This window comes from Mycobacterium sp. URHB0044 (assembly GCF_000620625.1).
GTDB lineage: Bacteria > Actinomycetota > Actinomycetes > Mycobacteriales > Mycobacteriaceae > Mycobacterium.
In genome coordinates this window covers 230,386-253,255 of record NZ_JIAW01000007.1, presented here as the reverse complement: position 1 = coordinate 253,255, position 22,870 = coordinate 230,386, and the positions used below count along the sequence as shown (strand labels likewise).

The window sequence follows — 22,870 nt, the reverse complement described above, 5'->3', positions numbered from 1 at the left end:
GACGAATCGCCAACCGTCGTAACCTTTTGCTTACTAAGCGAACCGCTCAATCGGCGATCCGTGTTTACCCCATCAGACCTGCGTTGACGACGTCGTCGAGCATGCCGAGATCGCCGCCCAATTCGGCCACCGTCTTGCGCACGACGGCCACGTCCTTGCCGATGAAGTCGCCTACCGCCGAGATGAAGGCCGCTGCCGAACCCGCTCGCGCGATGTTGCCCAGTGCCCGGCTGCTGGCGCTGCCGTGGGTCAGTGCCTGAAGCAGGGTCGACTCGTCGATGCCGAGCGTGGTTCCGAGGCGCACCCCCTCGGCGACCAGCCCGATTTGCGCGGCGAACAGGGTGTTGTTCACCAACTTCACCAGCTGTCCGCACCCCGTGGGCCCGCAGTGCAGGATCGGGTCGCCGTACGCGCTGAGCACCGGGTTGATGCGGCTCACCACGTCCACGGCACCGCCCACGAACAGGGTCACCCGGCCGGCCGCGATGTCGTGTGGGCCGCCGCTGACCGGGGCGTCGACGACGTCGACGTGCGGGGCTGCCTCGGCGATGGAGGTCGCGGTGCGCGGGCTACCGGTGGTGTGCAGGATCAGCGCCGTGCCGGGCCGCATCGCGGTGAGCAAGTCACCGTCGAGGCAGACCTGCCGCACCTGCTCGTCGGTGAAGACGCACACCGCCACCGCGTCCGCGTTCTCGGCAACGGCAGTCGCGTCGGCGACGGGCCGCGCACCCAATCCGATTGCCGCCGCGCGCTTTTCGTCGGTGCGGCCGAGTACGGTCACGTCGTGCCCGGCCTCGACCAGGCGGCGCACCATCGGAGCGCCCATCCGCCCTGCGCCGACGAAGCCGACCTCCATCAGCGCGGATGGTCCATGGACTCGAGCGCCGTGTCGGCCACCGTGAACACCGTGCCCTGCGGCGCGGAGGCATCGTCGGCGAGGCTCGCGGCGTGACGAACGTCCTTCTGCAACAACGCACCTGCGATCGGGGCCAAGCCCTCCAGCGTGCCCCCGAACATGGAGATGCTGCTGACGGCCTTGCTGGTGGCCGACCCGCGCGCCAGCACCTCACACAGCTCCTTGCGAGGCACGCCGAGCGCCTCACCCAGCTCGAGTGTGCTGACCGCCGCTCCGAGATTCGCGCTGAACAGCAGGTTGTTGAGAATCTTCGTCACCTGGCCACTGCCGACCCCGCCGAGGTGCACGATCGGGTCCGCGAACGTCGCAAACACCGGCCGCGCCTTCGCGACGACGTCCTCGTCCCCGCCCACCATCACCAGCAGCGTGCCCTCCGCAGCGGCCGGTGCGCCACCGCTCACGGGCGCATCGATCACCGAAACACCCTTGTCCGCAGCCATCTTCGCGATCTCGCGGCACGTGTCGGGATGCACGGTGCTGTGGATGGCGATGATGCCGCCCGGCGCCAGCCCGGCGAGCACGCCGGTGCCACCCTCCAGGACCTGCTTGACGTCGTCGTCACCGACGACGCACAGGCAGACCAGGTCACTCGCCGCGCCCAGCTCTGCCGGGGTGGCGGCCACCTTCGCCGCGGTGTCGGCGTACGGCTCGACCGACGCGGGCCTGCGTGCCCACAGCGTCAGCTCGTAGCCGCCCTCGACGATCCGCCGCGCCATTGGCGCGCCCTGACTTCCCAGTCCGATGAACCCGACGCGCATCAACCCGCCTCCACTTCGACATCCGTGCCCTCGCGGGCCTCCAGAACGCACTCTTCGACGAACGACAAGACGTGTTCGTGATACGACTCGGCAGTCAGGCCGACGCTGAGATTGTGGCCGCTGCCGGCCATTTCGTTGACGACCACGCGGGGCGCTGCAGTGAACAGCGCCGTGATCTCCGCGAGCGCGGCCGGCGAGGACGCCCACACGCTCTCGTGTTCGGCGGCGCTGAACTCGACCGGCACCGCAACCTTGGCCGCGACGGCGGGGAAGTCCCGACGCGGCCAATTCGCGGTGACCTCACTCTCGTAGCGCACACCCGGCGCCGACAGGGCGCCGGTCAGCACCTCCTGCGGATACAGCTCGGTGGGCTGCCACAGCAGGTCCCGCAGACCCGCGGGACGGTGGGTCGTGGTCGCCTCGCTCAAGATGACCTTCGCGTCCGGGTGGTAGGTCAACCCGGTGCCCGCCAACTCGACGCCGAGCACGTCGGAGACGCGTTCGTCGACCGCCATCCGCAGGGCCAGTTCACATCCCAGCGAGTGTGCGAACAGGAACACGCCCGCACCGCGCCCGCCCACCTGGGCGATCTTGTCGACCGCGCCGTAGGCCAGTTCGACGCGCCGCTCGGGCAGAGTCATCTCGTCCTGATACAGCGCCGAGGCGCCGTAACCCGGCCGGTCCAGGGCGATCGCGGTATAGCCGAGCGATGCGGCCTTGCGCAGCAAGGACAGTCGCGGGTGGCCCGGACAGTCGAAGTACGCCGACGAGGTCGCGCCGCCGTGGATCGCGACGATCACCGCGCGTGGATCGGGAACCTCGGCGACCAAACCCGACATGGGCACCGCGCCGACCATCACGACGCGCGGCCGCGGATGTGTCATGACTCGGTCCGCAGCAGGATCGCCCCGCTGGGCGTCAGTCCGCCACTGCTGACGACCGCTACCTGGGCTCCCGCGACCTGTCGCTCGCCCGCCTCGCCACGCAACTGGCTGACCGCTTCGTGGATCAGGCCCATGCCGTGGGTCCGTCCGTGCGAGAGCTGGCCCCCGTGGGTGTTGAGCGGGATCAACCCGTCGCGGGCGATGTTCTTGCCGCCATCGAGGAAGTCCTTGGCCTCGCCGATGCCGCAGAAGCCGAGCGCCTCCAGCCACGACAGGCAGTTGAAGCTGAACCCGTCGTACAGCTCGGCGACGTCGACGTCGCTGGGCCGCAACGATGTTCGGGTCCACAGGTGCGCGGCCTGGCCGAGCACCTGCGGCTCGTGCGTCATCGTGGTCTGGTCCCAGTCGGTGCGCTCGATGATCTGCGTGCCGACCGCCTCGAACAACACCGGAGGCTTGGGCAGATCGCGGGCGACGTCCACCGCCGAGACCACGACGGCGACCGCGCCGTCGCATGGCACGTCGCAGTCGTACAGCCCGAACGGCGTCGTGATCATGCGCGCGTCGAGGTAGTCGTCCATCGTCATCGGATCGCGGTAGATCGCCGTCGGGTTGAGCGCGGCGTTGGCGCGCTGGTTCAGCGCGATCCAGCCGAGCGTCTCGCGGGTGGTGCCGTACCGGTCGAAGTGCCGTTGTGCGTTGAGCGCCAACGTATGTGCGGCCGACGTCGCGCCGAACGGCATCTGCCAGCTGGTGGTGCGGGCACCGCCGGGCGGCGCCATCTTGCCCTCCTTCATCAGCTGGCCGAAGGTCGCCTCCCACAGGGTGCGGAAGCACAGCACGTGCCGGGCCATGCCGGTGGAGATGGCCAGCATCGCCGCGATTACCGAGCCGCCGGGACCGAACGTGTCCATTCCGCCGTTGATCCAGGTCGGCTTCAGCCCGAGCGCGCCCTCGAGTGCGCTCACACCGCCTTCGCCCATGCCGCCGATGTCGAGGCCGGGGTACGTGGACAGGCCGTCGATGTCGTCGAGCGTCAGGCCGGCGTCGGCGACCGCCGCCTCGCACGCCTCGATCGTCAGGGACAGCGGCGGAACCATCAGCCGCCTGCCGAGCCGGGATGCGCCGATGCCGGTGATCGCCGAGTGGTCCTCGAACTTCGTCCGCGTGAGCATGGGCCGGACGTGCTTGCCGAAGTCCTGCGGCGCGATCTCGTCGACGGGCTGGGCCAGCGGAGTCCGGTCGGCCGCAGGGGTGAACACCGGCAGCCACACATCGGCAAGGTGCTGGAACCGCACCTCGACCGGCTGGCCCAGTTCGAGATCCTCGGGGTCGCAGTCGACGATGTTCGTGGTCAGCCGGACTCGCGGGTCCTCCGCAATGGCGACCTGCGCAATGACGTACGGCGGTGGCAGATCGGGAAATCCGAAGCGGTGGTTGACGGTGAAGGCCGACAGCGTGCCCTTGCCGGAGACCGAACGCACGCCGATGTCGTGACTTCGGCAGTACCGGCAGATCGGCGCCGGCGGGTGGATCAGCGCCTGACAGCTCTGGCATTCCTGCAGCCGGAGCTGGCCGTCGGCACCCGAGGTCCAGAAGAACTCGTTCTCGAGCGTGAGCTGAGGCAGTGGACGCCCTGGCGCTTCAGACACGTTCCACTCCCCGCTTCGTCACGACGGCGCCGTTCGACTCGGCGCTCATCTCGATGATCGCGTGCACCGGGCAGTCCAACAGGGCTCGCTGCACGGCGTCGTGATCCTCGTCGGGAATGGTGCCGTTGCCGATCAGCGACGCGTAACCCCAGTCATCGAGCGAGAAGTACCCGGGCGCGTGTTTGGCACAGATCCCGAAACCGTCGCACATCGTGCGGTCCAGCCGAATCCTCATGACACCGCCTCCACTTCGTAGGGTCGCAGCACGCTGTAGGAGCCTGCGCGGCAGGAGTCGCAGGCTCCGTCGAGGTGACGGGCGACCAGTTGGGGGAACTGCAACACCAGCGTGGTGGCCACGTTGGTGGCCGCGTCCAACGTCGCGCAGGCGCCGCGGCCGCGCAGCACCACCGACCATCGCTCCAAACGGGCCATGTCCTCCGAGCTGGCGACGCCGTCGCGCAAGGCCTCGGTGACGGCCGACATCGCCGCGGTGCCGTTGAAGCACGACCCGCACTGGCCGGCGTTCTCCCGGTCGAAGTAGGCCATCACCGCCGCCGCAACGGCGACCGGACAGTCGTCGGTGATCAGGGCGACGGCCCCGCAGCCGAGGCCGCTACCCAGCCGGCGCATCGTCTCGTGATCGAGCGTGGCGTCCAGCACCTCGCGGTTCAGCAGCCCGGCGAAGTAGCCGCCCATCAGCACGCCGGTGAGTTGATCAGCCGAAACGCCATGCAAGGCAAGGAGATCGACGACCGCAGCGCCGTGCGGAATTTCGTAGAGGGCGGCGGGCCGCGCCGCGCCCGTGACGGTGGCCAGGAAGGTGCCTGGGGAGGCGGACGTACCCTCGGCGCGGAAGGCGTCGGCGCCATGCCGTAGCAGGTAGGGGAGATTGGCGAGCGTCTCGACATTGCTCACCAGCGTGGGGTGGCCGCCGACGCCGTGTTCGAACGGGCGCGGCGGCTTGTCGGTGGGCTTCGCCGGTCCGCCGTTGATGGCTCGGACGGCGGCGGTCTCCTCGCCGGCGACGTAGCCGGCGTCGACGGTGATGACGCTGACGGTGAGTGCGTCATCGGGTCGCGCGGCGGCGGCCTGGTCGATCGCCTCGTTCACGGCGCGGGCGGCCTGCGCGTCCGACACGTACACGTAGGCGCGTTCGGCGCCGACGATGCCTGCGGCCAGACGCACGCCGTCGAGGACCAGGTGCGGTCGGTTGCGCAGCAGCCACTTGTCCTTGATCGACGCCGGTTCGCCCTCTTCACCATTGGCGAGGACGACGGTGTCTCTGCCCGTCCGCCCCGCATCGCGGACCGTGCGTAGCTTGACCGCGAGGGGGAACGCCGCGCCACCACGTCCGAGCAGGCCGCTGCGGTCGATTTCGTCGAGCAATGCGTCCGGGTCGTCGAGAGGCTGATATCCACCGGTGCGCGCGTACTCGGGGTAGTCCTCGCGGTCGTCGGACAGGCGCAGCAGACGGGGAACCGTACCTGGCCAGGCGGCGACGGTGAGTTCGGTGGCCGTGGGCGGCGCAGCGGTGTTCATGACTGTTTCCTTCTAGCCGTTGTGCCGCGGGATAGGCTGGCGGGCATGAGAACTGCGGTGGTGCGCGTCGACGTCGACCCGTCGGCCGAGCTCACCGCCACCCGGTTGACGGAGGGCATGACGACGCTGTGCGAACTGGCCGCGTCCGCCGGTGCCGAGGTGGTCGACGCAGACCTGACGGCGATGCCCGCCAAGCGGCGACAGGTCGAGATCCTCATCGCCGGCGACGACGCCGACGAGCTGAAGCTGGCGGCGATCGCGTTGTGCAGCAAGGCGTTCGGCACGACGCCGACCGCCGGGGTGGTGACCTACGTCAGCAGGGGCACCGACGACGACGCCCATGGCGTACTGGCCGGCATGGGCCTGCGTGGAGACGTCGACAGAGTGGCGGGCAGCGAGGGCTGGGACATCGTGCACGTGACGCTGCGCAAGGCGGACCTGGAGCGGGTGCCGGAGAGTCGGGTGCACACCGCGCTGGAGGCGTCGCTCAACTGCGAGGTGCACATCCGCACGGTGTGACGCGATCCGGTTGGGCATCACTTCGCCAGGAAGTCCAGGATGGCCGGCGCAGCCTGCACCCACGTATCGAACAGGTTGAACCGCTTGGCCTTACCCGATGCATACTTTTCGCCGGCACGCTCCCAGGCATCCTCCGGCCACGGCGGGTCGATGAGCTTGGAACCCTTGATCAGGCAGCTGACTTCCAGCGACGTCCGCTTCGGGTGGTCCCAATCGTTCTCGCCACCGCGGATGATCAGCGTCGGAACCTTGATGTTGTCGAACATCTCGTCGGGCACGCCCGGGATGGTCTGACCCGGTTTGGACACGAACGCATTGAGCCAGCGCAGCATGACCTTGAGGAACTCGTCCTCGTCGAGCGCCAGGAAGCGCGCTTCATTGTCGGGGTTCTCCGCGATGCGCTCCTTCCATTCGGGAACGCGCAACAGGCCCTTGATGCCGAGCCCGCGGACGGCCAGGATGCTCGGCGTGATGTAGTGCCCGCCGAGCACGAAGGAGCCGTACACGCCGCCCACGATGTTCCACACCACGAGCTTCGTGACCAGTTCGGGGTAGAGCATCGTGGTGATCATCGAGTCCCGCGCACCGCCGGACCCGCCGGCGATGATGCACGGACCGATGTCGAGCTTGGTGATGAGTTGCTGCAACGTCTCTGCGCGCATGTGCGATTCGCTGAGGCCGTAGAACTGGACGTCGGACTTGCCGCAGTTGGGCCGGTCCCACAGCAGCACGCGGTAGCCGCCCTTGACCAGTTCGCGCGCCAGCGGTTTCAGACCGGGGATGTCCTTGCTGAACCGGCCACCGGGAGTGAGGGCGATGAAGTCACCCTCCTTGCCGAGGATCTCGTACACGACGTTACCGCCGTTGATCTCGATCTTCTTGTTGGGCAACGGATCTCCTGTGCTGGTCAGGCGGTGACGAGGACGTCGTCGCCGACGACCCGTACCGGGTAGGTGCGGATGCTCCACTCCGGCTTGACCGCAGTGGTCCCCGTGGCGAGCTCGAAACCCCATTGATGCCAGGGGCAGAAGATGAATTCCTGGTCGCGCACCATCACCGCGTCGCCCGGCACGCTCTCATCGACGATGTTGCGGCCACGGGCGCGGCCCGAACACAGCGGTCCGCCCTCGTGCGGGCAGTAATTCGCGATGGCGTAGAACGTGCCGTTGACGTTGTAGACGCCGACACCGTGGCGTCCGATCGGCACCAGTAGGTGTGTGCCCGGCGGGATTTCGTCGACCGTGGCCACGACGTGCTCCCGCCCCTGCGCCAGCCGGGGCGTCTTCTGGTTGTCCAACTCAGAACACCCGGACCTGGCCCTCGAGCACCGGCACCGTGTCCGGCAGCTTGTAGGTCTCGATGCCGTTGCGGAACATGATGGCTTCGCGCGCGTGCTCGGGCAGGTGCTTGACCAGCCAGCGGGGGTCGTCGAACGTCCAGTGCGGGTAATCGCTGCTGTAGAGCAGAATCTTCTCGCAGTCCATCCACTCGAATGCCCGCGAGAGCTCGGTCTTGTCCTCGGGGTAGTCCAGCGGCTGGGTGGTGAACTTGATGTTGTCCTTGACGTACTCACTTGGCTTGCGCTTGATGTCCATCCACGACTTGCGCTTCTCGTAGATGGCGTCCATCCGCCACATCAACGGCAGGATCCAGGTAAAAGCGTGCTCGATGAACACGATCTTCAGGGTGGGGTGTCGATCGAAGGTGCCGTCGAAGATCAGGCTCATCACCTGGTTGGCCGCCAGCAGCGAGTAGGTGACCATGAAGTCGTGGTTGTAGCTCGGCAGGCCCACCGGTGGAATCGGCAGCGTCTCGTAGACGCCGCGGGACAGGTGACAGCTGATCGGCATGTCGTACTTCGTTGCGGCGGCCCAGATCGGGTCGTAGATCGGGTCTCCCCATGACGGCCGCGGTTCGGCCTTGATCAGGATCTGCGACATGTAGGGGTGCTCGGCCCACTTCTCGATCTCGCGGACGCTGCCGACCGGATCCTCGATGGCGATGCAGATGGAACCTCGCCACCGTTCGTGCCAGTTGTTGTGGCTGTCCAGCCAGTGGTCGGCCAGCCAGGAGTTCGTGGCTATGCAGTAGGCCTGCGTGGCCTCGGCCAGACGGGACTCGACGTGCGTGGGCTCCAGGATCGCGATGTCGGAGCCGGCCTCCATGATCAACTGCCGCAACGCCATGTCGGGGTCGCTGCAGGCGAACTCGCCGTCGGGCGGGAAGCTGTCGACGCGCATGGCGTAGGAGTGTGCGTAGTCAGGGGCGTCGTAGTAGATCGTGTCGCCGACGTGGTGACTGAGGAAGTACTTGCTGCGCCACGGCTCGGGGATGTACTCCACCAACTGGCCGCGTTTGGGCATGGGGTGGACGTCGGAGTCCACGCACCGGACGGCGATGCGTTCGGCGGCAGGCACTCGTGGATTGGCTGACGTGCTCGACAAGGTCATATTGCCTCCCTCGCTATCCCTCTACTGTGCCGCAACGGCGGACGGAATGACTGAACTTTCAATGCCGTACAACTCGGCGGCGTTGCGCCAGCAGAGCTTGTCTCGCTGTTCGGCGCTGTAGCTGGCGGGCACCGCGAGAACGCCACTGTCCCAGTGCGGATAGCTGGAGCCGAACATCGTCATGTCGTCCTTGCCGGTGAAGCTGAACCACTCGCCCGCGAAGTCGACGTCGCCGGGGCCGTCGAGGCTGCCCTGCACGAAGTAGACGTGGCCAGGCAGGTAATCACTCGGCATCTTCGGTGCCCACGGCGTCTGCTCCAGGTGGGGACGGCCGAAGCAGTCCATCCGCCACATGAAGGGCGTCAGCATGTCGGCCGCACCGTCGGCCCAGACGAACTTCAGCGTCGGCGTCCGCTCGAACACGCCCTCGGCGATCATGTTCATCAGGTGGTACAGGTAGTTCAGCGACATGAAGGACAGATACTGCTCGTAGGTGCGGGCCTTCCCGCTCGGCGTCGGCGGGAACGCGATGCCCGCTCCGACCTCGATGTGGACTGCCACTGGCAGATTCGCCTCCGCCGCGGCGTCCCACAACGGCCAGAACTGCGGCTTGCCGTAGAGCTCGCGCGACTGCAGCGGGATGCCGATCTGCACGACTCGGGGGTGATCCTTGTACTTCTCGATCTCGCGCAGTGCTCCCGCGACGTCGTCCGGGTTGACCCTGATGGTGCCGCGGAACCCGTCCCCGAACTCGCCGTCCAGCCAGCGGGTCACCATCATCTCGTTGTGGGCGGCGGCGATCGCCGAGCCCAGGTGCCGGTCCGGCATGATGCCGCGCGTCATCGGATGCAGGATCGCGACGTCGACGCCGCGCTTGCCGAAGAGCTCCTCGGCGACCAACTCCGGCACCGAGCCCGGGTACTGGCGGTCGGGACCCTTGCTGCCCTTGACGTACTCGCCGCCGGGCGCGCCGTACCAGTCCATCTCGTAGTCGGGGAAGCCGCGGCTTCGGAACGGCTCGCGCAGGAAGTTCTGGCGCAGGTCCTTGTTGGACTGGCAGAAGATGTGCACGCTGGCGTCGACGACGGGCGTCTTCACGACATTGCCCGCCCCGTCACTGAGTTCTTTCACGTCGCTCCACGCCATCCGTCCTTTTGGGTGTTCGTCCAGCCGAGGACGCCGCCGGACCTAGCCTCAGTCTAGAGGCTTGTTCTTCATAAGCAAGAATAATGTTCTCCAGCAGTGTGCTTACGTCCGCGCTGGTCGGAGTGTGTGCTGGTCAGTCGCGTAGCGCCGATCAGGGGTAACGCGGTAGCGGTGACAAGAGAACGAATGCACCAATACCGAGAATGTTATTCTCATGCGGGACCAGGCGAGCGAAAGCAGGAGGCGGCCGGATGCTGTTGGAGATGGATGCTGATCAGCGGCTATGGCAGGAGACCGTGCGCGATGCCGTCGGCAAGCAGTGTCCGCCGTCGCTCGTTCGCGGCGTGGCCGAGGACGACGCCGACCCGCAGCCGCTGTGGAAGACCTACGTCGACGCCGGCTGGACGGAGCTGACCGATCCGGAGAACGCCGTCGAGTTGGCGATCGTGCTTGAGGAGTTGGGTCGCGCCACGGATCCGACGCCGTTCCTCGCCACCTTGACGCAGTTCGCGCCCCTGGTCGGCGACAGGTTCGACCCCTTGGGGGCCGGTACGGCCGTCTACGGCGGCGTCACCGCGCACCGAAACGCCGAAGGTTGGATCCTCGAGGGCACCGCCCGCCACGTGCTCGACGGTGACCGGGCCGAGCGCCTGGCGGTGGTGACGGCCGCCGGTGTCTTTCTGGTTGGCGCCGACGCGGTGACCACCCGGCGCAGCGAGATCTTCGACCCGGTGCTGCACGTCGCCGAAGTGTCGTTCGCGGGCGTTGAGGTCGCGGACTCGGAGCGCCTCGAAGCCGACACCGAGCGGGCCCGGCACGTCGCGCTGCTGGGCATGTCGATCACCATGGTCGGGGCGTGCCAGCGCATTCTGGACCTCGCCCTCGAGCACGCCAAGAGCCGCTACCAGTTCGGCGTGCCGATCGGTTCCTTCCAGGCCATTCAACACAAGGCCGTCGACATGCACGTCGCCATCGAGCGGGCCCGTGCGCTGTCCTACTTCTCGGCACTCACCATCGCCGCCGACGACCCCCGGCGACGTCTGGCGGCCGCGATGGCGAAGGCGTCGGCGGGGGAGTGTCAGGCGCTGGTCTTCCGGCACGGCCTGCAGACGTTCGGCGCGATGGGATTCACCTGGGAGAACGACCTTCAGTTCGCTTTGAAGCGGGCGAAGGCCGGAGAACTGTTGCTGGGCGGCGCCGCCGAGCACCGCGCGATGATCGCCGAGGAATTCGATGCAACTCAAATTTGATGCCGACGTCGAAGAGTTCCGCGCGGAGTTCTCCGCGTTCCTCGACGAGCACCTGCCGTCGCCCGCGGAAACCCTCGAGCGCCCTCGGTCGGTGTCGCACATGCCGCAGTGGGCCAGGGACTGGCAGCGGCTGCTCTACGACAACGGCTGGCTGCTTCCCGCGCAGCCGCCGGAGTTCGGCGGCCGCAACGCCTCGGTGCTGCAGCAGTACGTCCATCTCGAGGAGCTGTGCAAGCGCCGGATCTATCACAGCTTCAATCCGCAGGGCGTCAACATCATTGCGGCGTCGCTGATTTCGTTCGGCAGTGCCGAACAGAAGCAACGCTGGGCGGTGCCCGTGTTGCGCGGCGAGCGTACGGCGTCGCTCGGCATGAGCGAGCCGAGCGCCGGTTCCGACCTGGCGTCGCTGCGAACGCGCGCTGTTCGTGACGGTGACGACTTCATCGTCAACGGACAGAAGGTGTGGACGTCCGGCGCACACGACGCCGACTGGCTGCTGACCTTCGTGCGCACCGATCCAGATGCTCCGAAGCACAAGGGCATCAGCGTGCTGATCATCCCGACCGATTTGCCGGGCGTGGTGTGCCGGCCGTTCGCGGACATCTGCGGCGAGGAGAACAAGGACTTCAACGAGGTCTTCTTCACCGACGTTCGCGTGCCCGCCGAGAACCTCGTCGGCCCGCTCAACGGCGGCTGGAAGGTGGCGAACGGGTCGCTGGGCCATGAGCGGACCATGATGTGGCTGGGGTTCGCGGATCGAATCGCCAACTCCATAGCGGACTTTCGGCCGAGCAATGCACTGGAGCGCGACGAGCTGGCCAGCACGATCATGGACTACCAGGCGCTGCGGTTGCTCGGCTCCGTGGGCTTGGCGCAGGCGTCGCGCGGTGAGGTGGACGTCGCCGCGGTGTCGATACCCAAGCTGCTCGGCGCGGAGGCCGAGATGCGCGCCGCGAGCAACGCTCTGACCGGCGCCGGCCCGGACGGCCTGCTCCATCCGTCGATGTCGGGCCCCTACGCGCACATGAACCTCGACCACTACTTCGCCAGCTGGTTCGAGCGGTATGCCCGCAGCTTCTCCGGCACCATCGCCGGTGGAACATCGGAGATCCAGCGCAACATCATCGCCCAGCAGGTGCTCGGACTGCCCCGCCCGTAAGGGATTTGAGAGCGGTTTCGTTCTCACCGACCGAAAGCGCTCGTGAACCGGGAGGGCCGATGGGGGTCGGAGTATGCACTGAAAATGCCCACCTAACAGCGACTTTTCGATTCGCAGACGGGTGACCGCCTAGCGGAACTTCGCGGCGGTGCTGAAATGTCGCTCGTAGGCGGGCAATCGGTGTGTAGCGCCTGAGTTCTCGACCATCCCCGGGGGCGTGCGAGCGCGCGCGAAGTACCGGCATTTCGCTTCGTATTGCCCGCAAACACGCGCGCTTGCGGTAGGAAGGCACTCGCCCCTAGACGTCGCACTGGCCGCTTGACTTTGAGCACGAAAACTCGCACATACCTTCACACTCGGCGAAAGAAGGGAAGGGCGTCAGTCGATGACCGCTGCTTCCTTGCGCTCGGTGATGGGCCGTGCGAGTCCCTGCTCGTCGCAGATTCGTTGCAGCTTCTCGAGTGTCTCGTCCAGGCCGGCGCCGAGCCGCTTGCCGGGAGTGAAGTCGGCCGGCAGGTGCTTCATGCCCTGGATGACGCCGATGGTCTCGTAGTGCTCGGTGCCCTCGGGATCGCACCGGTAGTCGGGCATCCGGTCGAGCACCGCGGTCAACATCGACTTGAACACCGTGCGCGCGACGTTGGAGCCGACGCAGCGGTGGACACCGATGCCGAAACTGAAGTGCCTGTTGCCCTTCCGGTCCAGAACGATCTCGTTGGGTTCCTCGAACACCGCCGGGTCGCGGTTGGCCATCGCCCACGAGATCCAGAGCCGCTCGCCCTCCTTGAACCGGTGCCCTTCGACCTCGACGTCGTCGGCGAAGGTGCGGCCGTCACCAGGCGCGGGGGTGTAGTAGCGCAGGAACTCCTCGGTGGCCGGGTTGAGCAGGGTGTCGCGTTCCCGGCTGAGCAGCTCGCGCTCGTCCGGATGTTCCGACAGCCATTCCAGCGAGTGCGCGGTCAATGCGGTCGTGGTGTCGAACCCACCGCCGATGATCAGGCCCAGGTTGCCCATGATCTCCAAGTCGGGGGCGGGCTCGCCGTCGATGCGCAGTTGCAGAAGGGCATTCACCATCCCGGGCCGCGGATTCTCACGAATCTCGATCATGTTGGTGAGCAGATCGAGCCCCATCTGCCGGTTCATCTGCGCGACGCGCTCGGCGTCGGGCGAATGTTCAGGGGTGGACACCGAAAGGTGCGCGGGCTCACTGTAAATCGGCCACTTGTTCAGCTCGATGCCCATCATCGCCAACGTGAGCACAGCGGGCACGATGTTCGCGAGATCGTCGACGAAGTCGATTCGACCCGTTTCGATCTTCTCGTCGAGCGCCGCTCGGGTGATCTCGTCGATGAACGGCACCCACCGCTTCACCGCGGCGGGGGACAGGTAGGGGTTCAGCGCGCCGCGGTAGGTGCTGTGTTCGGGCTCGTCCATCTCCAGAATGCCGCCGCGCACCACCGTGGCGCGGCTGGCCTTGGGAATGGTGATGCCCTGATAGCCCTTGCGTTCACCGTGGATGTCGTGATCGTTGGAGACCACGGGGCAGCGGGCCAGTTCGAAGACGTGCTTGCTGTCCGCGGCGACCCAGTGCCCCTCGTAGGTATCGCTCCACGCCACCGGGCACCGGGACTGCATCTCCTCGGTGATCTTCTCGAATTGCAGCCGGTACTCGGGCGTGTGCCGGTCGAAGTGGTAGACGTTCTTCTTGCGCTCGTCGTCGGTCGCGACATCATCGATGCTCACGGCGTTGTCCCCCTGGTGGTTTCGGGTGGCGTCATTCGATGACGATGGCCTGCTCGGGACACGAGTGGGCTGCCTCGCGCACGGCGTCCTCCTGGTCGGCGGGCACCACGTCGGAGACCGGCGACGCGTGGCCGTCGACGTCGTCGAGTTCGAACGACTCGGGTGCGATCATCGAGCACAGCGTGTGCCCCTGACAGCGTTGTCCGTCAACCGAAACCTTCACGACTCCATACCTTTCCGATCCATGACTCCGGAGAGCTTCAACCTCAGATGTGGTAGTCGTACCACTTGAGGTAACCGCCGGCGTCGACGCGCATCTGCATGCCGGTGACGTAGCGCGCCTCTTCGGATGCCAGGAACAGGACCATGTTGCTGATGTCCTCGGGTTCGATGAACGGCACCTTCATCGCCTGCTGCACGTAGAAGACGGGTTCGGCATCCGCACGCGTCGGCTTCTCCAGATCGGGCCGGAAGGATTGGTACATCGGATCGCTCTGCAGCATCGGGGTGTTGCAGTTCGTCGGGTGCACGACGTTGGCGCGAATCCCGCGAGGCGCGAGCTCCGCGGCCAGGTCGTGGACGAAGTTCGACAACGCCCGCTTGGAGTGCACGTAGGCCATGCCACCGGGATCGTTGCCCGGGTTGTCGTTCTTGCTGGTGTCCATCAGGGCCGCCGTCGATCCGGTGGCGATGATGGATGCGCCTTCCTTCAGGTGCGGCAGCGCGACCTGGATGGCGTTGATGGTGCCGATCAGGTTCGTGTTGATGACGTCGATCCACGCCTTCAGGGGCGGTGTGCCCTTCATCCCCGCGATGCCGGCCTGGGCGACGACGATGTCGACCTTGCCGAACTCCTTCAGTCCGTTCTCCAGCGCCTCGCGCAGCTGGCTCGCCTCGCGGACGTCGGCCTGCGCGGTGAAACAGCGTTGGCCGGTCTTCTCGACGAACTGAGCCGTCTCTTCCAGATCCTCCGGCCGCGCCAAGGGGTAGCCGAGCGTGTCGATGTCCTGACACAAGTCGATGGCGATGATGTCGGCGCCCTCTTCGGCGAGGCGGACCGCATGACTGCGGCCCTGCCCGCGCCCGGCGCCGGTGACGAATGCGACCTTGCCTTCAACGCGTCCCACTGGATGTCCTTTCGTATGCCTGCTCGGCGATTAGGTGTTGCGTCCGCCGTTGACGCCCAAGAGCTGCCCGGTGATGTAGCCGGCTTCCTCTGAGACGAGGAAGGAGCAGGCGGCGGCGATGTCCTCGGGCCTGCCGATGCGTCGCACCGGCGTGGCGGCGATGGTCTTGTCGATGTCGCCGAGGAACCCCTTGTCGGCGGCGGCGCGCAGCATGGGCGTGTCGATGAACCCCGGTGGCACCGCATTGACCGTGATGCCGCTCGGCCCGTACTCCAGGGCCAGGGTCTTGGTCAGTCCGTTCACGGCCGACTTCGCCGCCACGTAGGGCGCCATGTACGGCGCGCCGGAATGCGTGCTGGACGAGGAGATGTTGACGATGCGGCCCCAGCCCGCCTCGATCATGTCCGGCAGCACGGCCTGAATGCAGTGGAAGACGCCGTTGAGGTTGACGTCGATGACGCGCTGCCACCGCTCGAACGAGACGTCCTGGAACTTCTTGAAGCTGTCGAGGCCGGCGGCGTTGACCAGGATGGTGATCGGGCCCAGTTGACCACGGACTCCGTTCAGCGCCTCGTCCACCGCGGCTCGGTCGGTGACGTCGGCCGTAAAGGCGAAGTCAGCGTCGGAGGGATTCAGGTCGAGGGTGGCCACGTGATAGCCATCGGCGCGGAGCCGATTGGCGATGGCCTGGCCGATGCCCGAGCCGCCTCCCGTGACGACGGCGTTCTTCACCTACAGGCCTCCTTGCGAGGTCGTGTCAGATACTCAAGAATACTGCTTCCGATTATGAGAACCGTACTCTCGTAGTCGACGATCGTGCAAGATCGCAAGCGTATCCGGTCACCTCGAACGACACCCATCAAGTCTGCTGCAACCCCATGACTAGGTCGTCTACGCTTTCTTGTGTTCTCATGTCGCGAATGTATGATTCGCCGGTGATGAGAATGAAATTTCCATCACAGCTAAGGAGTGTGCATGTCGGAGACCTCGACGATCGCCAGTGACGGCCACCCGGACACGGGTTCCGACACGTCCTCAACGCCCGCCGACCGGCGCATGCTGATCGACGGAAAACTCGTCGAGACGCAAGCGACCTTTGCCTCCGTCAACCCCGCCACCGGTGAGGTCCTCGGACACGCCCCTGAGGGCACCGTCGCCGATGCCGAGGCCGCAATCGCCGCCGCGCGCAAGGCGTTCGACACGTCGCGCTGGGCCACCGACGTCGAGCTGCGCATCCACTGTCTCGAACAGTTCCACCGGGCGCTGGTCGACAACCGCGACGAACTCGCCGCGCTCACCACCGCCGAAGTCGGGGCCACCCCCGCGCTCATCGCCGGCCCCCAGCTCGATCAGCCCGTCGAGATCGTCCGCTACTACACCGACCTCCTCAAGACCTATCCATTGACGGAGGATCTCGGCAACATCGAGAGCCGCGGCATGCAGCACCACCGCTGGGTGGAGAAGGAAGCCGCAGGCGTCGTTGCGGCGATCATCGCCTACAACTACCCCAACCAGCTCGCGCTGGCGAAGCTCGCTCCCGCGCTCGCCGCCGGCTGCACGGTCGTACTGAAGGGTGCGCCCGACACGCCGCTCATCACGCTGGCGCTGGGTGAACTGATCGCCAAGCACACCGACATCCCAGCCGGCGTGGTCAACGTGCTCAGCTCCTCGGATCCCGAGGTCGGCGCCGTGCTCACCACGAGTCCCGATGTCGACATGGTCACCTTCACCGGTTCGACACCCACCGGGCGACGGATCATGGCCGCGGCCAGCGAAACGCTCAAGCGGGTGTTCCTCGAGCTCGGCGGGAAGTCGGCCGCGATCGTGCTCGACGACGCCGACTTCGCCACCGCCGCGATGTTCTCGGCCTTCAGCATGGCCAGCCACGCCGGCCAGGGCTGTGCACTGACGTCGCGCCTGTTGGTGCCGCGCAAGCACCACGACGAGATCGTCGAGCTGGTCAAGACCAACTTCGCGCACGTCCGCTACGGCGACCCGAGCGATCCCAAGACCTACATGGGTCCGCTGATCAGCGACCGCCAGCGCGACAAGGTCGACGGCATGGTCAAGCGCGCCGTCGAGGCGGGCGCCACCCTCGTCACGGGCGGAGAGAAGAAGGACCCGGGCTACTTCTATGCGCCCACCCTGCTGTCGAACGTCGACCCCGACGCCGAGATCGCCCAGGAAGAGGTGTTCGGGCCGGTACTCGTCGTCATCGCCTACGACGACGACGATGACGCCGTCCGGGTGGCCAACAACTCGATCTACGGACTCTCCGGCGCGGTATTCGGCAGCCCCGAACGTGCGCTGGCGGTAGCCCGCCGGATTCGCACCGGCACCTTCTCCATCAACGGGGGCAACTACTTCAGCCCCGACAGCCCGTTCGGCGGCTACAAGCAGTCGGGCATCGGCCGGGAGATGGGTGCAGCCGGACTCGAGGAGTTCCTCGAGAGCAAGACCTTCGCCGAGGTCGTTACGGGGGCAGAGGCGTGAGCAAACCGCTGGAGGGCATTCGGGTCCTCGAAGTCGCGATGTACGGGTTCGTTCCGTCCGCCGGTGCCGTGTTGGCCGAGTGGGGTGCCGAGGTCATCAAGATCGAGCACGCCGTGACCGGCGATCCGCAGCGCGGGCTACGTCAGACCGGCCCGCTGCGCGTAGAGGGCGACCCCAACCCGAACATCGAGCACGCCAACCGTGGCAAACGCAGTGTCGGACTGGACATTTCGAATCCCGACGGCCTAGAAGTACTGCTGGAGCTGGCCCGTCGCGCCGACGTGTTCCTCACCAGCTTCCTGCCGGGGCACCGCAGGAAGTTCGGCATCGACGTCGACGACATCCGCGCAGTCAACCCAAAGATCATCTACGCCAGGGGAAGTGCGCTCGGTCCCCGTGGTGTCGAGGCGGAGAAGGGCGGCTACGACATGACCGCCTTCTGGTGTCGGGCAGGCACTGCCGCCACCATCACCCCGCCGGGGATCGAGGGCATGATCGGCCCGCCCGGCCCCGCCTACGGAGACACGATCTCCGGCACCAACCTGGCAGGCGGCATCGCGGCGGCTCTGCTCAAGCGGGAACGCTCCGGTGAGCCGTCGGTCGTCGACGTGTCACTGCTCGGCAGTGGGCTGTGGGCCATGGGCCACACGATCGCGTTGACCACGCATCTGCAGGAGCTGATGGTGCAGCCCGCGCCCGGCGTGCACGGCTCGCCGATCAACCCGCTGGTAGGCGTCTACGAGACGAAGGACAACCGCTACATCTCCCTGGTGATGATGCAGCCGACGAAGTTCTGGGCCGACGTATGCAGGCACGTCGACCGCGAAGACCTCGTCGACGACCCGCGGTTCGCCACCGCCGAATCGATCGCCGAGCACACCGCAGAAGCCGTCGAGATCCTGCGCGAGGTCATCTCCACTCGCACGCTGCCCGAGTGGAGCCAACGCTTCGCCACGCTCGCCGGTCCGTGGGCTCCCGTCCAGGACACGCTGCAGGCGGCCGACGATGCCCAGGTCCGCGCCAACGAATACATCGTCACAGCAGGTGAGCTCGAGCTGGTGGCCAACCCCGTGCAGTTCGACGTCTCCGCGCCCCACACGGGTCCGGCCCCGGCATTCGCCGAACAAACCGACGAGGTGCTCGAAGAACTCGGCTTGGACTGGGACCGCATCATCGAGCTCAAGACCTCCGGCGCCGTTACCTAGGTATCTGGAGAATCCATGCCACACGTCGCGTCGATCGGCACCTACCTGCCGTGCTGGGGTACTCCCGCACGGCGGGTCGTCGGCGACGACGAGGACGCGATCACGATGGCCGTCGAGGCAGGCCGGGCCGCGCTGCAATCCGGCGGGGGCGTCGAACGCGTCGTCCTGGTCAGCCGGAACCTTCCGCTGCTGGAGAGCAGCAATGCCGCGGTACTGCTCGCGGGGCTGGGGCTCGACCCGGAACTCGAGGTCGACGAACGGCTCGGCGGCGCCCCCGCCACACTCGACGCCGTCAGCTCGGCGCGACCGCGCACCCTCGTCATCGGCGCCGACCTCGAACCCGCCGGTGCGGCAGCGCTGCTGACCGCCGAGGACGGCCTGCGCGTGCGGACCGCCGCCCGCGTGGCACGCAGCCTGCCGGTGCGGACCCGCAACGCCACCGGTGCCGTGCACGAGTACGGGGACCCGCGGTTGCTGCACGAGCGCGGGCTCATCGCCTCGCTCGAGGCTGCGTGGCTGGACACCCCCGCCGCGCTGGCCGGCGTCGACCACGACCGTGCCGCCGACCTCTGCGTGGGCGACCCGCCCCGGTTGCCGACGACCGGCGCCAGCTCCAGTCTGTTCGCGCTGGCCGGAATGGCCGAGACGGGAACCACCGGACCGCTCGTCGCGGTCGAGCAGGCCAGCCTGTCGGGGATCACGGTCAGCGAAGGGGCCGCGAGCGTTCACCGGCACGAGCCCGCGCCGCGGGCGATGCCCGACGGCGTCTATGCCGACGGTGCCCAGATACCGATCTCGCTGGCCGCCTACGAGCGGGCCTTCGAAGCCAAGACCCGTTGGGAGGCAGGAAAGTTCGTCGACAGCGACGAGTTGGACTTCCCGCCGCGGTACCGGGTCGCCGACGACGGTGACCTCGCCACCCTCTACGAGTTGGTGCCACTACCGCGCGTTGGCACGGTCTACACCGAGGCGACGGTGCACATGCCCGTCCCGGGATTGCGGACGCCCTACTCGCTGGTGATCGTGGAACTCGACGACGTCGACGTCCGCGCCCTGGTGAAGGTGACCGGCGCCGAGCCAGGCTCCGTTGCGATAGGGGAGCGTGGGCGGCTGACCCTCCGCCGCGTGGCGATGCGATCGGGCGTCCCCGACTACAGCTACATGTTCGAACCGGAGTCCGTGTCGGGTCAGGGGGCCGCGTGAGGAACGTGGCCGTCGTCGGTGCCGGGATGACGCCGTTCGGCGAGCACTTCGCGCTCGGTCTCAAGGACCTGTTGCCGATGGCGTTCGCCGACTGCGCGGCGAGCGTCGACAAGGGCATCGACAAGCACGACCTGCAGGCCGCCTGGTTGGGCGCGATGGGGACCACGGACGGCTTTCCGTCAGGGAACCTGGCCGACACCCTCGGCTTGCCGAATCTTCCGGTCACCCGCGTGGAGAATTCGTGTGCGACCGGGAACGACGCGGTGCGCAACGCGCTATTCGGCGTCGCCTCAGGCGCTTTCGACGTCGCACTGGTCATGGGCGCGGACAAGCTTCGCGACACCACGTCGGCGGACATGCTGTGGGAATGGGAGGCGATGACGCGCGACATGGCCTGGGACTATCCCCTCGGTCTGGTGTCGCCTGCCGGATTCGCGCTGCACGTCGGCAGGTATCTGCACGAGTCGCCGGCCACCCGCGAACACCTGGCGATGATCGCGGTGAAGAACCACCACCACGGCGTCAACAACCCCAAGGCGCGCTTGCGCTTCGAGATCACGGTGGAGCAGGCGCTGGCCGCGCCGATGGTCGTGACGCCGTTCGGGCTCTACGACTGTGCGCCGCAAAGCGATGGTGCGGCAGCGCTCGTCATCGCCGCCGAGGACGTCGTGGACCGCTTCACCGACCGGCCGGTGTGGATCCGCGGTGTCGGATTGGGGCTGGATTCGGTGATGCACCAACACAAGCCCGACATGACCACGTTCCCTGCGACGACGCGGGCGGCCAAGCAGGCGTTCGCGATGGCAGGCATGACGCCGTCCGACGTGGACGTCGCCGAAGTACACGATTTCTTCACGGGCATCGAACTGATCAGCTATGAAGATCTTGGCTTCGCCGAGCGGTTCGGAGGTTACAAGCTGATCGAAGCGGAGGTGACCTCCGTCGGTGGTTCGCTGCCCGTGAATCCCAGTGGAGGGTTAAAGGCCAAAGGCCACCCGCCGGGGGCCACCGGTGTGGCACAGTGCGTCGAGTTGTTCCAACAACTCCGCGGAGAAGCTGTGAACCAAGTCGACGGAGCGCGAATCGCACTGGCGCACAACATCGGCGGTCCGACCGCCGTCTCTGCAGTAACTATCCTGGAAGGACCCGGGGCCAATGGCAGTTAAAGGGCCGGAGCGGTGGTCCGCAGGCATCGCGCTCCCCAAGGGATTGTCCGGGGCGTCGCAGGCCGTCGGTGGGTTGTTCTCGATGGGCGTGGATGCGGTCAAGTTCATGTTCGTGCGGCCGTTCCAGTGGCGGGAGTTCGTGGAGCAGTCGTGGTTCGTGGCCAAGGTGTCGTTGGCGCCGACGCTTCTGGTGGCCATCCCGTTCACCGTGTTGGTGAGCTTCACGCTGAACATCCTGCTTCGGGAGTTGGGCGCCGCTGACCTCTCGGGCGCGGGTGCGGCGTTCGGTGCGGTCACGCAGGTCGGTCCGGTCGTGACGGTGTTGATCGTCGCGGGCGCGGGCGCGACGGCGATGTGCGCCGATCTCGGATCCCGCACCATCCGCGAGGAGATCGACGCGATGGAGGTGCTGGGCATCAACCCGGTGCAGCGGCTGGTGACGCCAAGGATGCTGGCCTCGGGCCTGGTGGCGCTGCTGTTGAACAGCCTGGTGGTGATCATCGGCATCCTGGGCGGCTACTTCTTCTCGATCTTCGTGCAGGACGTCAACCCCGGCGCGTTCGCGGCGGGCATCACGCTGCTGACCGGGGTGCCCGAAGTCATCATCTCCTGCGTGAAGGCGGCGCTGTTCGGTTTGTTCGCCGGCTTGATCGCCTGCTACCGCGGGCTGACCATCACCGGTGGTGGCGCCAAGGCCGTCGGCAACGCGGTCAACGAGACCGTGGTGTACGCGTTCATGGCGCTGTTCGTGATCAACGTGGTCGTCACGGCCATCGGCATCCAGATGACGGCGAAGTAGGGGTGAGCTGACCGTGGCGCTACGAGCTACCTATCCCCGCCTCACGCGGACGGTGCAGAAACCGGTCGGCGTGTTGGGCCGGATCGGTGACCAAACCCTGTTCTTCGGCAAGGCCATCGGTGGAATACCGCATGCGGTCACCCACTTCCGCACCGAACTCATTCGCCTCATCGCCGAGATCAGCATGGGGGCGGGTGTTCTGGCCATGATCGGCGGAACCCTGGTAATCGTCGGGTTCCTGACCCTGGCGACCGGCGGCACCCTGGCGGTGCAGGGCTACAGCTCGCTAGGCAACATCGGCATCGAGGCACTGACCGGATTCCTCGCCGCGTTCATCAACGTGCGCATCGCGGCGCCCGTGATCGCGGGCATCGGACTGGCGGCGACGTTCGGTGCCGGTGTGACGGCGCAGCTCGGCGCGATGCGGATCAACGAGGAGATCGATGCCCTGGAGTCGATGGGCATCCGGCCGATCGAATATCTGGTCAGTACGCGGATCGTGGCGGGCATGATCGCGATCACTCCGCTGTACGCGGTCGCGGTGATCTTGTCCTTCATGGCCAGCCGGTTCACCACCGTGGTGCTGTTCGGCCAATCCGGTGGCCTCTACGACCACTACTTCAACACGTTCCTGAACCCGATCGACCTGTTGTGGTCGTTCCTGCAGGCGGCGTTGATGGCGCTGACGATTCTGCTGATCCACACGTACCACGGCTATTTCGCGTCGGGCGGCCCTTCGGGTGTCGGTGTGGCGGTAGGTAATTCGGTGCGCACGTCGCTCGTCGTGGTGGTGTCGGTGACGCTGCTCGTCTCCCTTGCCGTCTACGGCTCCAACGGCAACTTCAACCTGTCGGGCTAGGA

Annotated in this window: 23 protein-coding genes; 9 read left to right on the top strand and 14 right to left on the bottom strand. The window is 66.8% G+C overall.

Annotation, left to right across the window (positions count from 1 at the left end; all coding sequences use genetic code 11):
* Positions 1-64: 64 nt before the first annotated feature.
* From N536_RS0117050 to N536_RS0117025, 6 genes are read right to left on the bottom strand one after another with little or no spacing between them, the layout of a single operon-like run.
* Positions 65-856, bottom strand: a complete 792-nt coding sequence (locus tag N536_RS0117050; RefSeq protein ID WP_029114698.1) for an NAD(P)-dependent oxidoreductase — start codon at positions 854-856, stop codon at positions 65-67.
* On the bottom strand, positions 856-1,674 hold the full coding sequence (locus N536_RS0117045) for an NAD(P)-dependent oxidoreductase (RefSeq protein ID WP_029114697.1): 819 nt from the start codon (positions 1,672-1,674) through the stop codon (positions 856-858). The genes N536_RS0117050 and N536_RS0117045 overlap by 1 nt, the downstream gene beginning before the upstream one ends.
* Positions 1,674-2,558, bottom strand: coding sequence for an alpha/beta hydrolase (locus N536_RS0117040; RefSeq protein WP_029114696.1), 885 nt, complete (start codon positions 2,556-2,558; stop codon positions 1,674-1,676). Before N536_RS0117040 ends, N536_RS0117045 begins: the two co-directional genes overlap by 1 nt.
* Positions 2,555-4,210 carry an OB-fold domain-containing protein gene (locus N536_RS0117035; protein WP_029114695.1) on the bottom strand — a complete coding sequence of 552 codons (1,656 nt, stop codon included), beginning with the start codon at positions 4,208-4,210 and terminating at the stop codon, positions 2,555-2,557. The genes N536_RS0117040 and N536_RS0117035 overlap by 4 nt, the downstream gene beginning before the upstream one ends.
* Positions 4,203-4,445, bottom strand: coding sequence for a ferredoxin (locus N536_RS38730; protein WP_051574564.1), 243 nt, complete (start codon positions 4,443-4,445; stop codon positions 4,203-4,205). The genes N536_RS0117035 and N536_RS38730 overlap by 8 nt, the downstream gene beginning before the upstream one ends.
* Positions 4,442-5,749, bottom strand: a complete 1,308-nt coding sequence (locus N536_RS0117025) for an NADH-ubiquinone oxidoreductase-F iron-sulfur binding region domain-containing protein (protein WP_029114694.1) — start codon at positions 5,747-5,749, stop codon at positions 4,442-4,444. The genes N536_RS38730 and N536_RS0117025 overlap by 4 nt, the downstream gene beginning before the upstream one ends.
* Before the next feature lie 45 nt (positions 5,750-5,794).
* On the opposite strand from N536_RS0117025, the gene N536_RS0117020 reads away from it, so the two are divergent.
* Complete coding sequence (locus tag N536_RS0117020) at positions 5,795-6,268, top strand: hypothetical protein (protein WP_036436653.1); 474 nt, start codon at positions 5,795-5,797, stop codon at positions 6,266-6,268.
* Positions 6,269-6,285: 17 nt separating this feature from the next.
* Here N536_RS0117020 and N536_RS0117015 read toward each other — a convergent pair whose 3' ends face one another.
* The 4 genes from N536_RS0117015 to N536_RS0117000 are packed head-to-tail and all read right to left on the bottom strand — an operon-like array spanning position 6,286 to position 9,849.
* Positions 6,286-7,158, bottom strand: coding sequence for an alpha/beta fold hydrolase (locus tag N536_RS0117015; RefSeq protein ID WP_231514557.1), 873 nt, complete (start codon positions 7,156-7,158; stop codon positions 6,286-6,288).
* Between the two features lie 17 nt (positions 7,159-7,175).
* Positions 7,176-7,565, bottom strand: coding sequence for a Rieske (2Fe-2S) protein (locus tag N536_RS0117010; RefSeq protein ID WP_029114691.1), 390 nt, complete (start codon positions 7,563-7,565; stop codon positions 7,176-7,178).
* Between the two features lies 1 nt (position 7,566).
* The gene (locus tag N536_RS0117005; RefSeq protein ID WP_029114690.1) at positions 7,567-8,718 is read right to left on the bottom strand and encodes an amidohydrolase family protein; all 1,152 of its coding nucleotides are present in this window, start codon (positions 8,716-8,718) and stop codon (positions 7,567-7,569) included.
* Positions 8,719-8,739: 21 nt separating this feature from the next.
* Entirely contained in the window at positions 8,740-9,849 is a 1,110-nt protein-coding gene (locus N536_RS0117000; RefSeq protein ID WP_029114689.1) for an amidohydrolase family protein, read from the bottom strand.
* 266 nt (positions 9,850-10,115) lie between these two features.
* Here N536_RS0117000 and N536_RS0116995 point away from each other — a divergent pair, with 266 nt between their 5' ends.
* Positions 10,116-11,114 (top strand): acyl-CoA dehydrogenase family protein, encoded by a 999-nt coding sequence (locus tag N536_RS0116995; RefSeq protein ID WP_029114688.1) that lies wholly within the window; start codon positions 10,116-10,118, stop codon positions 11,112-11,114.
* Complete coding sequence (locus tag N536_RS0116990; RefSeq protein ID WP_029114687.1) at positions 11,098-12,273, top strand: acyl-CoA dehydrogenase family protein; 1,176 nt, start codon at positions 11,098-11,100, stop codon at positions 12,271-12,273. Before N536_RS0116995 ends, N536_RS0116990 begins: the two co-directional genes overlap by 17 nt.
* Positions 12,274-12,651: 378 nt before the next feature.
* On the opposite strand, the gene N536_RS0116985 is transcribed toward N536_RS0116990, so the two are convergent.
* Genes N536_RS0116985 through N536_RS0116970 form a run of 4 tightly spaced genes read right to left on the bottom strand, consistent with a single transcriptional unit; the run spans position 12,652 to position 15,875 of the window.
* Complete coding sequence (locus N536_RS0116985) at positions 12,652-14,016, bottom strand: cytochrome P450 (RefSeq protein WP_029114686.1); 1,365 nt, start codon at positions 14,014-14,016, stop codon at positions 12,652-12,654.
* Positions 14,017-14,047: 31 nt separating this feature from the next.
* Complete coding sequence (locus tag N536_RS0116980; RefSeq protein WP_029114685.1) at positions 14,048-14,239, bottom strand: ferredoxin; 192 nt, start codon at positions 14,237-14,239, stop codon at positions 14,048-14,050.
* 43 nt (positions 14,240-14,282) lie between these two features.
* Positions 14,283-15,143 (bottom strand): mycofactocin-coupled SDR family oxidoreductase, encoded by an 861-nt coding sequence (locus N536_RS0116975; RefSeq protein ID WP_029114684.1) that lies wholly within the window; start codon positions 15,141-15,143, stop codon positions 14,283-14,285.
* 30 nt (positions 15,144-15,173) lie between these two features.
* Positions 15,174-15,875: an SDR family NAD(P)-dependent oxidoreductase gene (locus N536_RS0116970; protein WP_029114683.1), complete on the bottom strand. Its 702-nt coding sequence runs from the start codon at positions 15,873-15,875 to the stop codon at positions 15,174-15,176.
* Positions 15,876-16,118: 243 nt separating this feature from the next.
* Between N536_RS0116970 and N536_RS0116965 the strand changes: the two genes are divergently transcribed.
* Genes N536_RS0116965 through N536_RS0116940 form a run of 6 tightly spaced genes read left to right on the top strand, consistent with a single transcriptional unit; the run spans position 16,119 to position 22,868 of the window.
* Positions 16,119-17,636, top strand: coding sequence for an aldehyde dehydrogenase family protein (locus N536_RS0116965; protein WP_029114682.1), 1,518 nt, complete (start codon positions 16,119-16,121; stop codon positions 17,634-17,636).
* Positions 17,633-18,841 carry a CaiB/BaiF CoA-transferase family protein gene (locus N536_RS0116960; protein WP_029114681.1) on the top strand — a complete coding sequence of 403 codons (1,209 nt, stop codon included), beginning with the start codon at positions 17,633-17,635 and terminating at the stop codon, positions 18,839-18,841. The genes N536_RS0116965 and N536_RS0116960 overlap by 4 nt, the downstream gene beginning before the upstream one ends.
* 15 nt (positions 18,842-18,856) lie before the next feature.
* The gene (locus N536_RS0116955; RefSeq protein WP_029114680.1) at positions 18,857-20,044 is read left to right on the top strand and encodes an OB-fold domain-containing protein; all 1,188 of its coding nucleotides are present in this window, start codon (positions 18,857-18,859) and stop codon (positions 20,042-20,044) included.
* Positions 20,041-21,210, top strand: coding sequence for a thiolase (locus N536_RS0116950; protein ID WP_029114679.1), 1,170 nt, complete (start codon positions 20,041-20,043; stop codon positions 21,208-21,210). Before N536_RS0116955 ends, N536_RS0116950 begins: the two co-directional genes overlap by 4 nt.
* Positions 21,200-22,009, top strand: coding sequence for an ABC transporter permease (locus N536_RS0116945; protein WP_029114678.1), 810 nt, complete (start codon positions 21,200-21,202; stop codon positions 22,007-22,009). Before N536_RS0116950 ends, N536_RS0116945 begins: the two co-directional genes overlap by 11 nt.
* 13 nt (positions 22,010-22,022) lie before the next feature.
* Positions 22,023-22,868, top strand: coding sequence for an ABC transporter permease (locus tag N536_RS0116940; protein ID WP_029114677.1), 846 nt, complete (start codon positions 22,023-22,025; stop codon positions 22,866-22,868).
* The last annotated feature ends 2 nt before the right edge of the window (positions 22,869-22,870 follow it).

What these genes read in the sequence shown, in the direction of transcription:
- N536_RS0117050 (WP_029114698.1), bottom strand. Translation starts at nt 856, where the DNA reads ATGGAGGTCGGCTTCGTCGGCGCAGGGCGGATGGGCGCTCCGATGGTG.
- N536_RS0117045 (WP_029114697.1), bottom strand. Translation starts at nt 1,674, where the DNA reads ATGCGCGTCGGGTTCATCGGACTGGGAAGTCAGGGCGCGCCAATGGCG.
- N536_RS0117040 (WP_029114696.1), bottom strand. Translation starts at nt 2,558, where the DNA reads ATGACACATCCGCGGCCGCGCGTCGTGATGGTCGGCGCGGTGCCCATG.
- N536_RS38730 (WP_051574564.1), bottom strand. Translation starts at nt 4,445, where the DNA reads ATGAGGATTCGGCTGGACCGCACGATGTGCGACGGTTTCGGGATCTGT.
- N536_RS0117025 (WP_029114694.1), bottom strand. Translation starts at nt 5,749, where the DNA reads ATGAACACCGCTGCGCCGCCCACGGCCACCGAACTCACCGTCGCCGCC.
- N536_RS0117020 (WP_036436653.1), top strand. Translation starts at nt 5,795, where the DNA reads ATGAGAACTGCGGTGGTGCGCGTCGACGTCGACCCGTCGGCCGAGCTC.
- N536_RS0117005 (WP_029114690.1), bottom strand. Translation starts at nt 8,718, where the DNA reads ATGACCTTGTCGAGCACGTCAGCCAATCCACGAGTGCCTGCCGCCGAA.
- N536_RS0116995 (WP_029114688.1), top strand. Translation starts at nt 10,116, where the DNA reads ATGCTGTTGGAGATGGATGCTGATCAGCGGCTATGGCAGGAGACCGTG.
- N536_RS0116990 (WP_029114687.1), top strand. Translation starts at nt 11,098, where the DNA reads ATGCAACTCAAATTTGATGCCGACGTCGAAGAGTTCCGCGCGGAGTTC.
- N536_RS0116965 (WP_029114682.1), top strand. Translation starts at nt 16,119, where the DNA reads ATGTCGGAGACCTCGACGATCGCCAGTGACGGCCACCCGGACACGGGT.
- N536_RS0116955 (WP_029114680.1), top strand. Translation starts at nt 18,857, where the DNA reads ATGCCACACGTCGCGTCGATCGGCACCTACCTGCCGTGCTGGGGTACT.
- N536_RS0116945 (WP_029114678.1), top strand. Translation starts at nt 21,200, where the DNA reads ATGGCAGTTAAAGGGCCGGAGCGGTGGTCCGCAGGCATCGCGCTCCCC.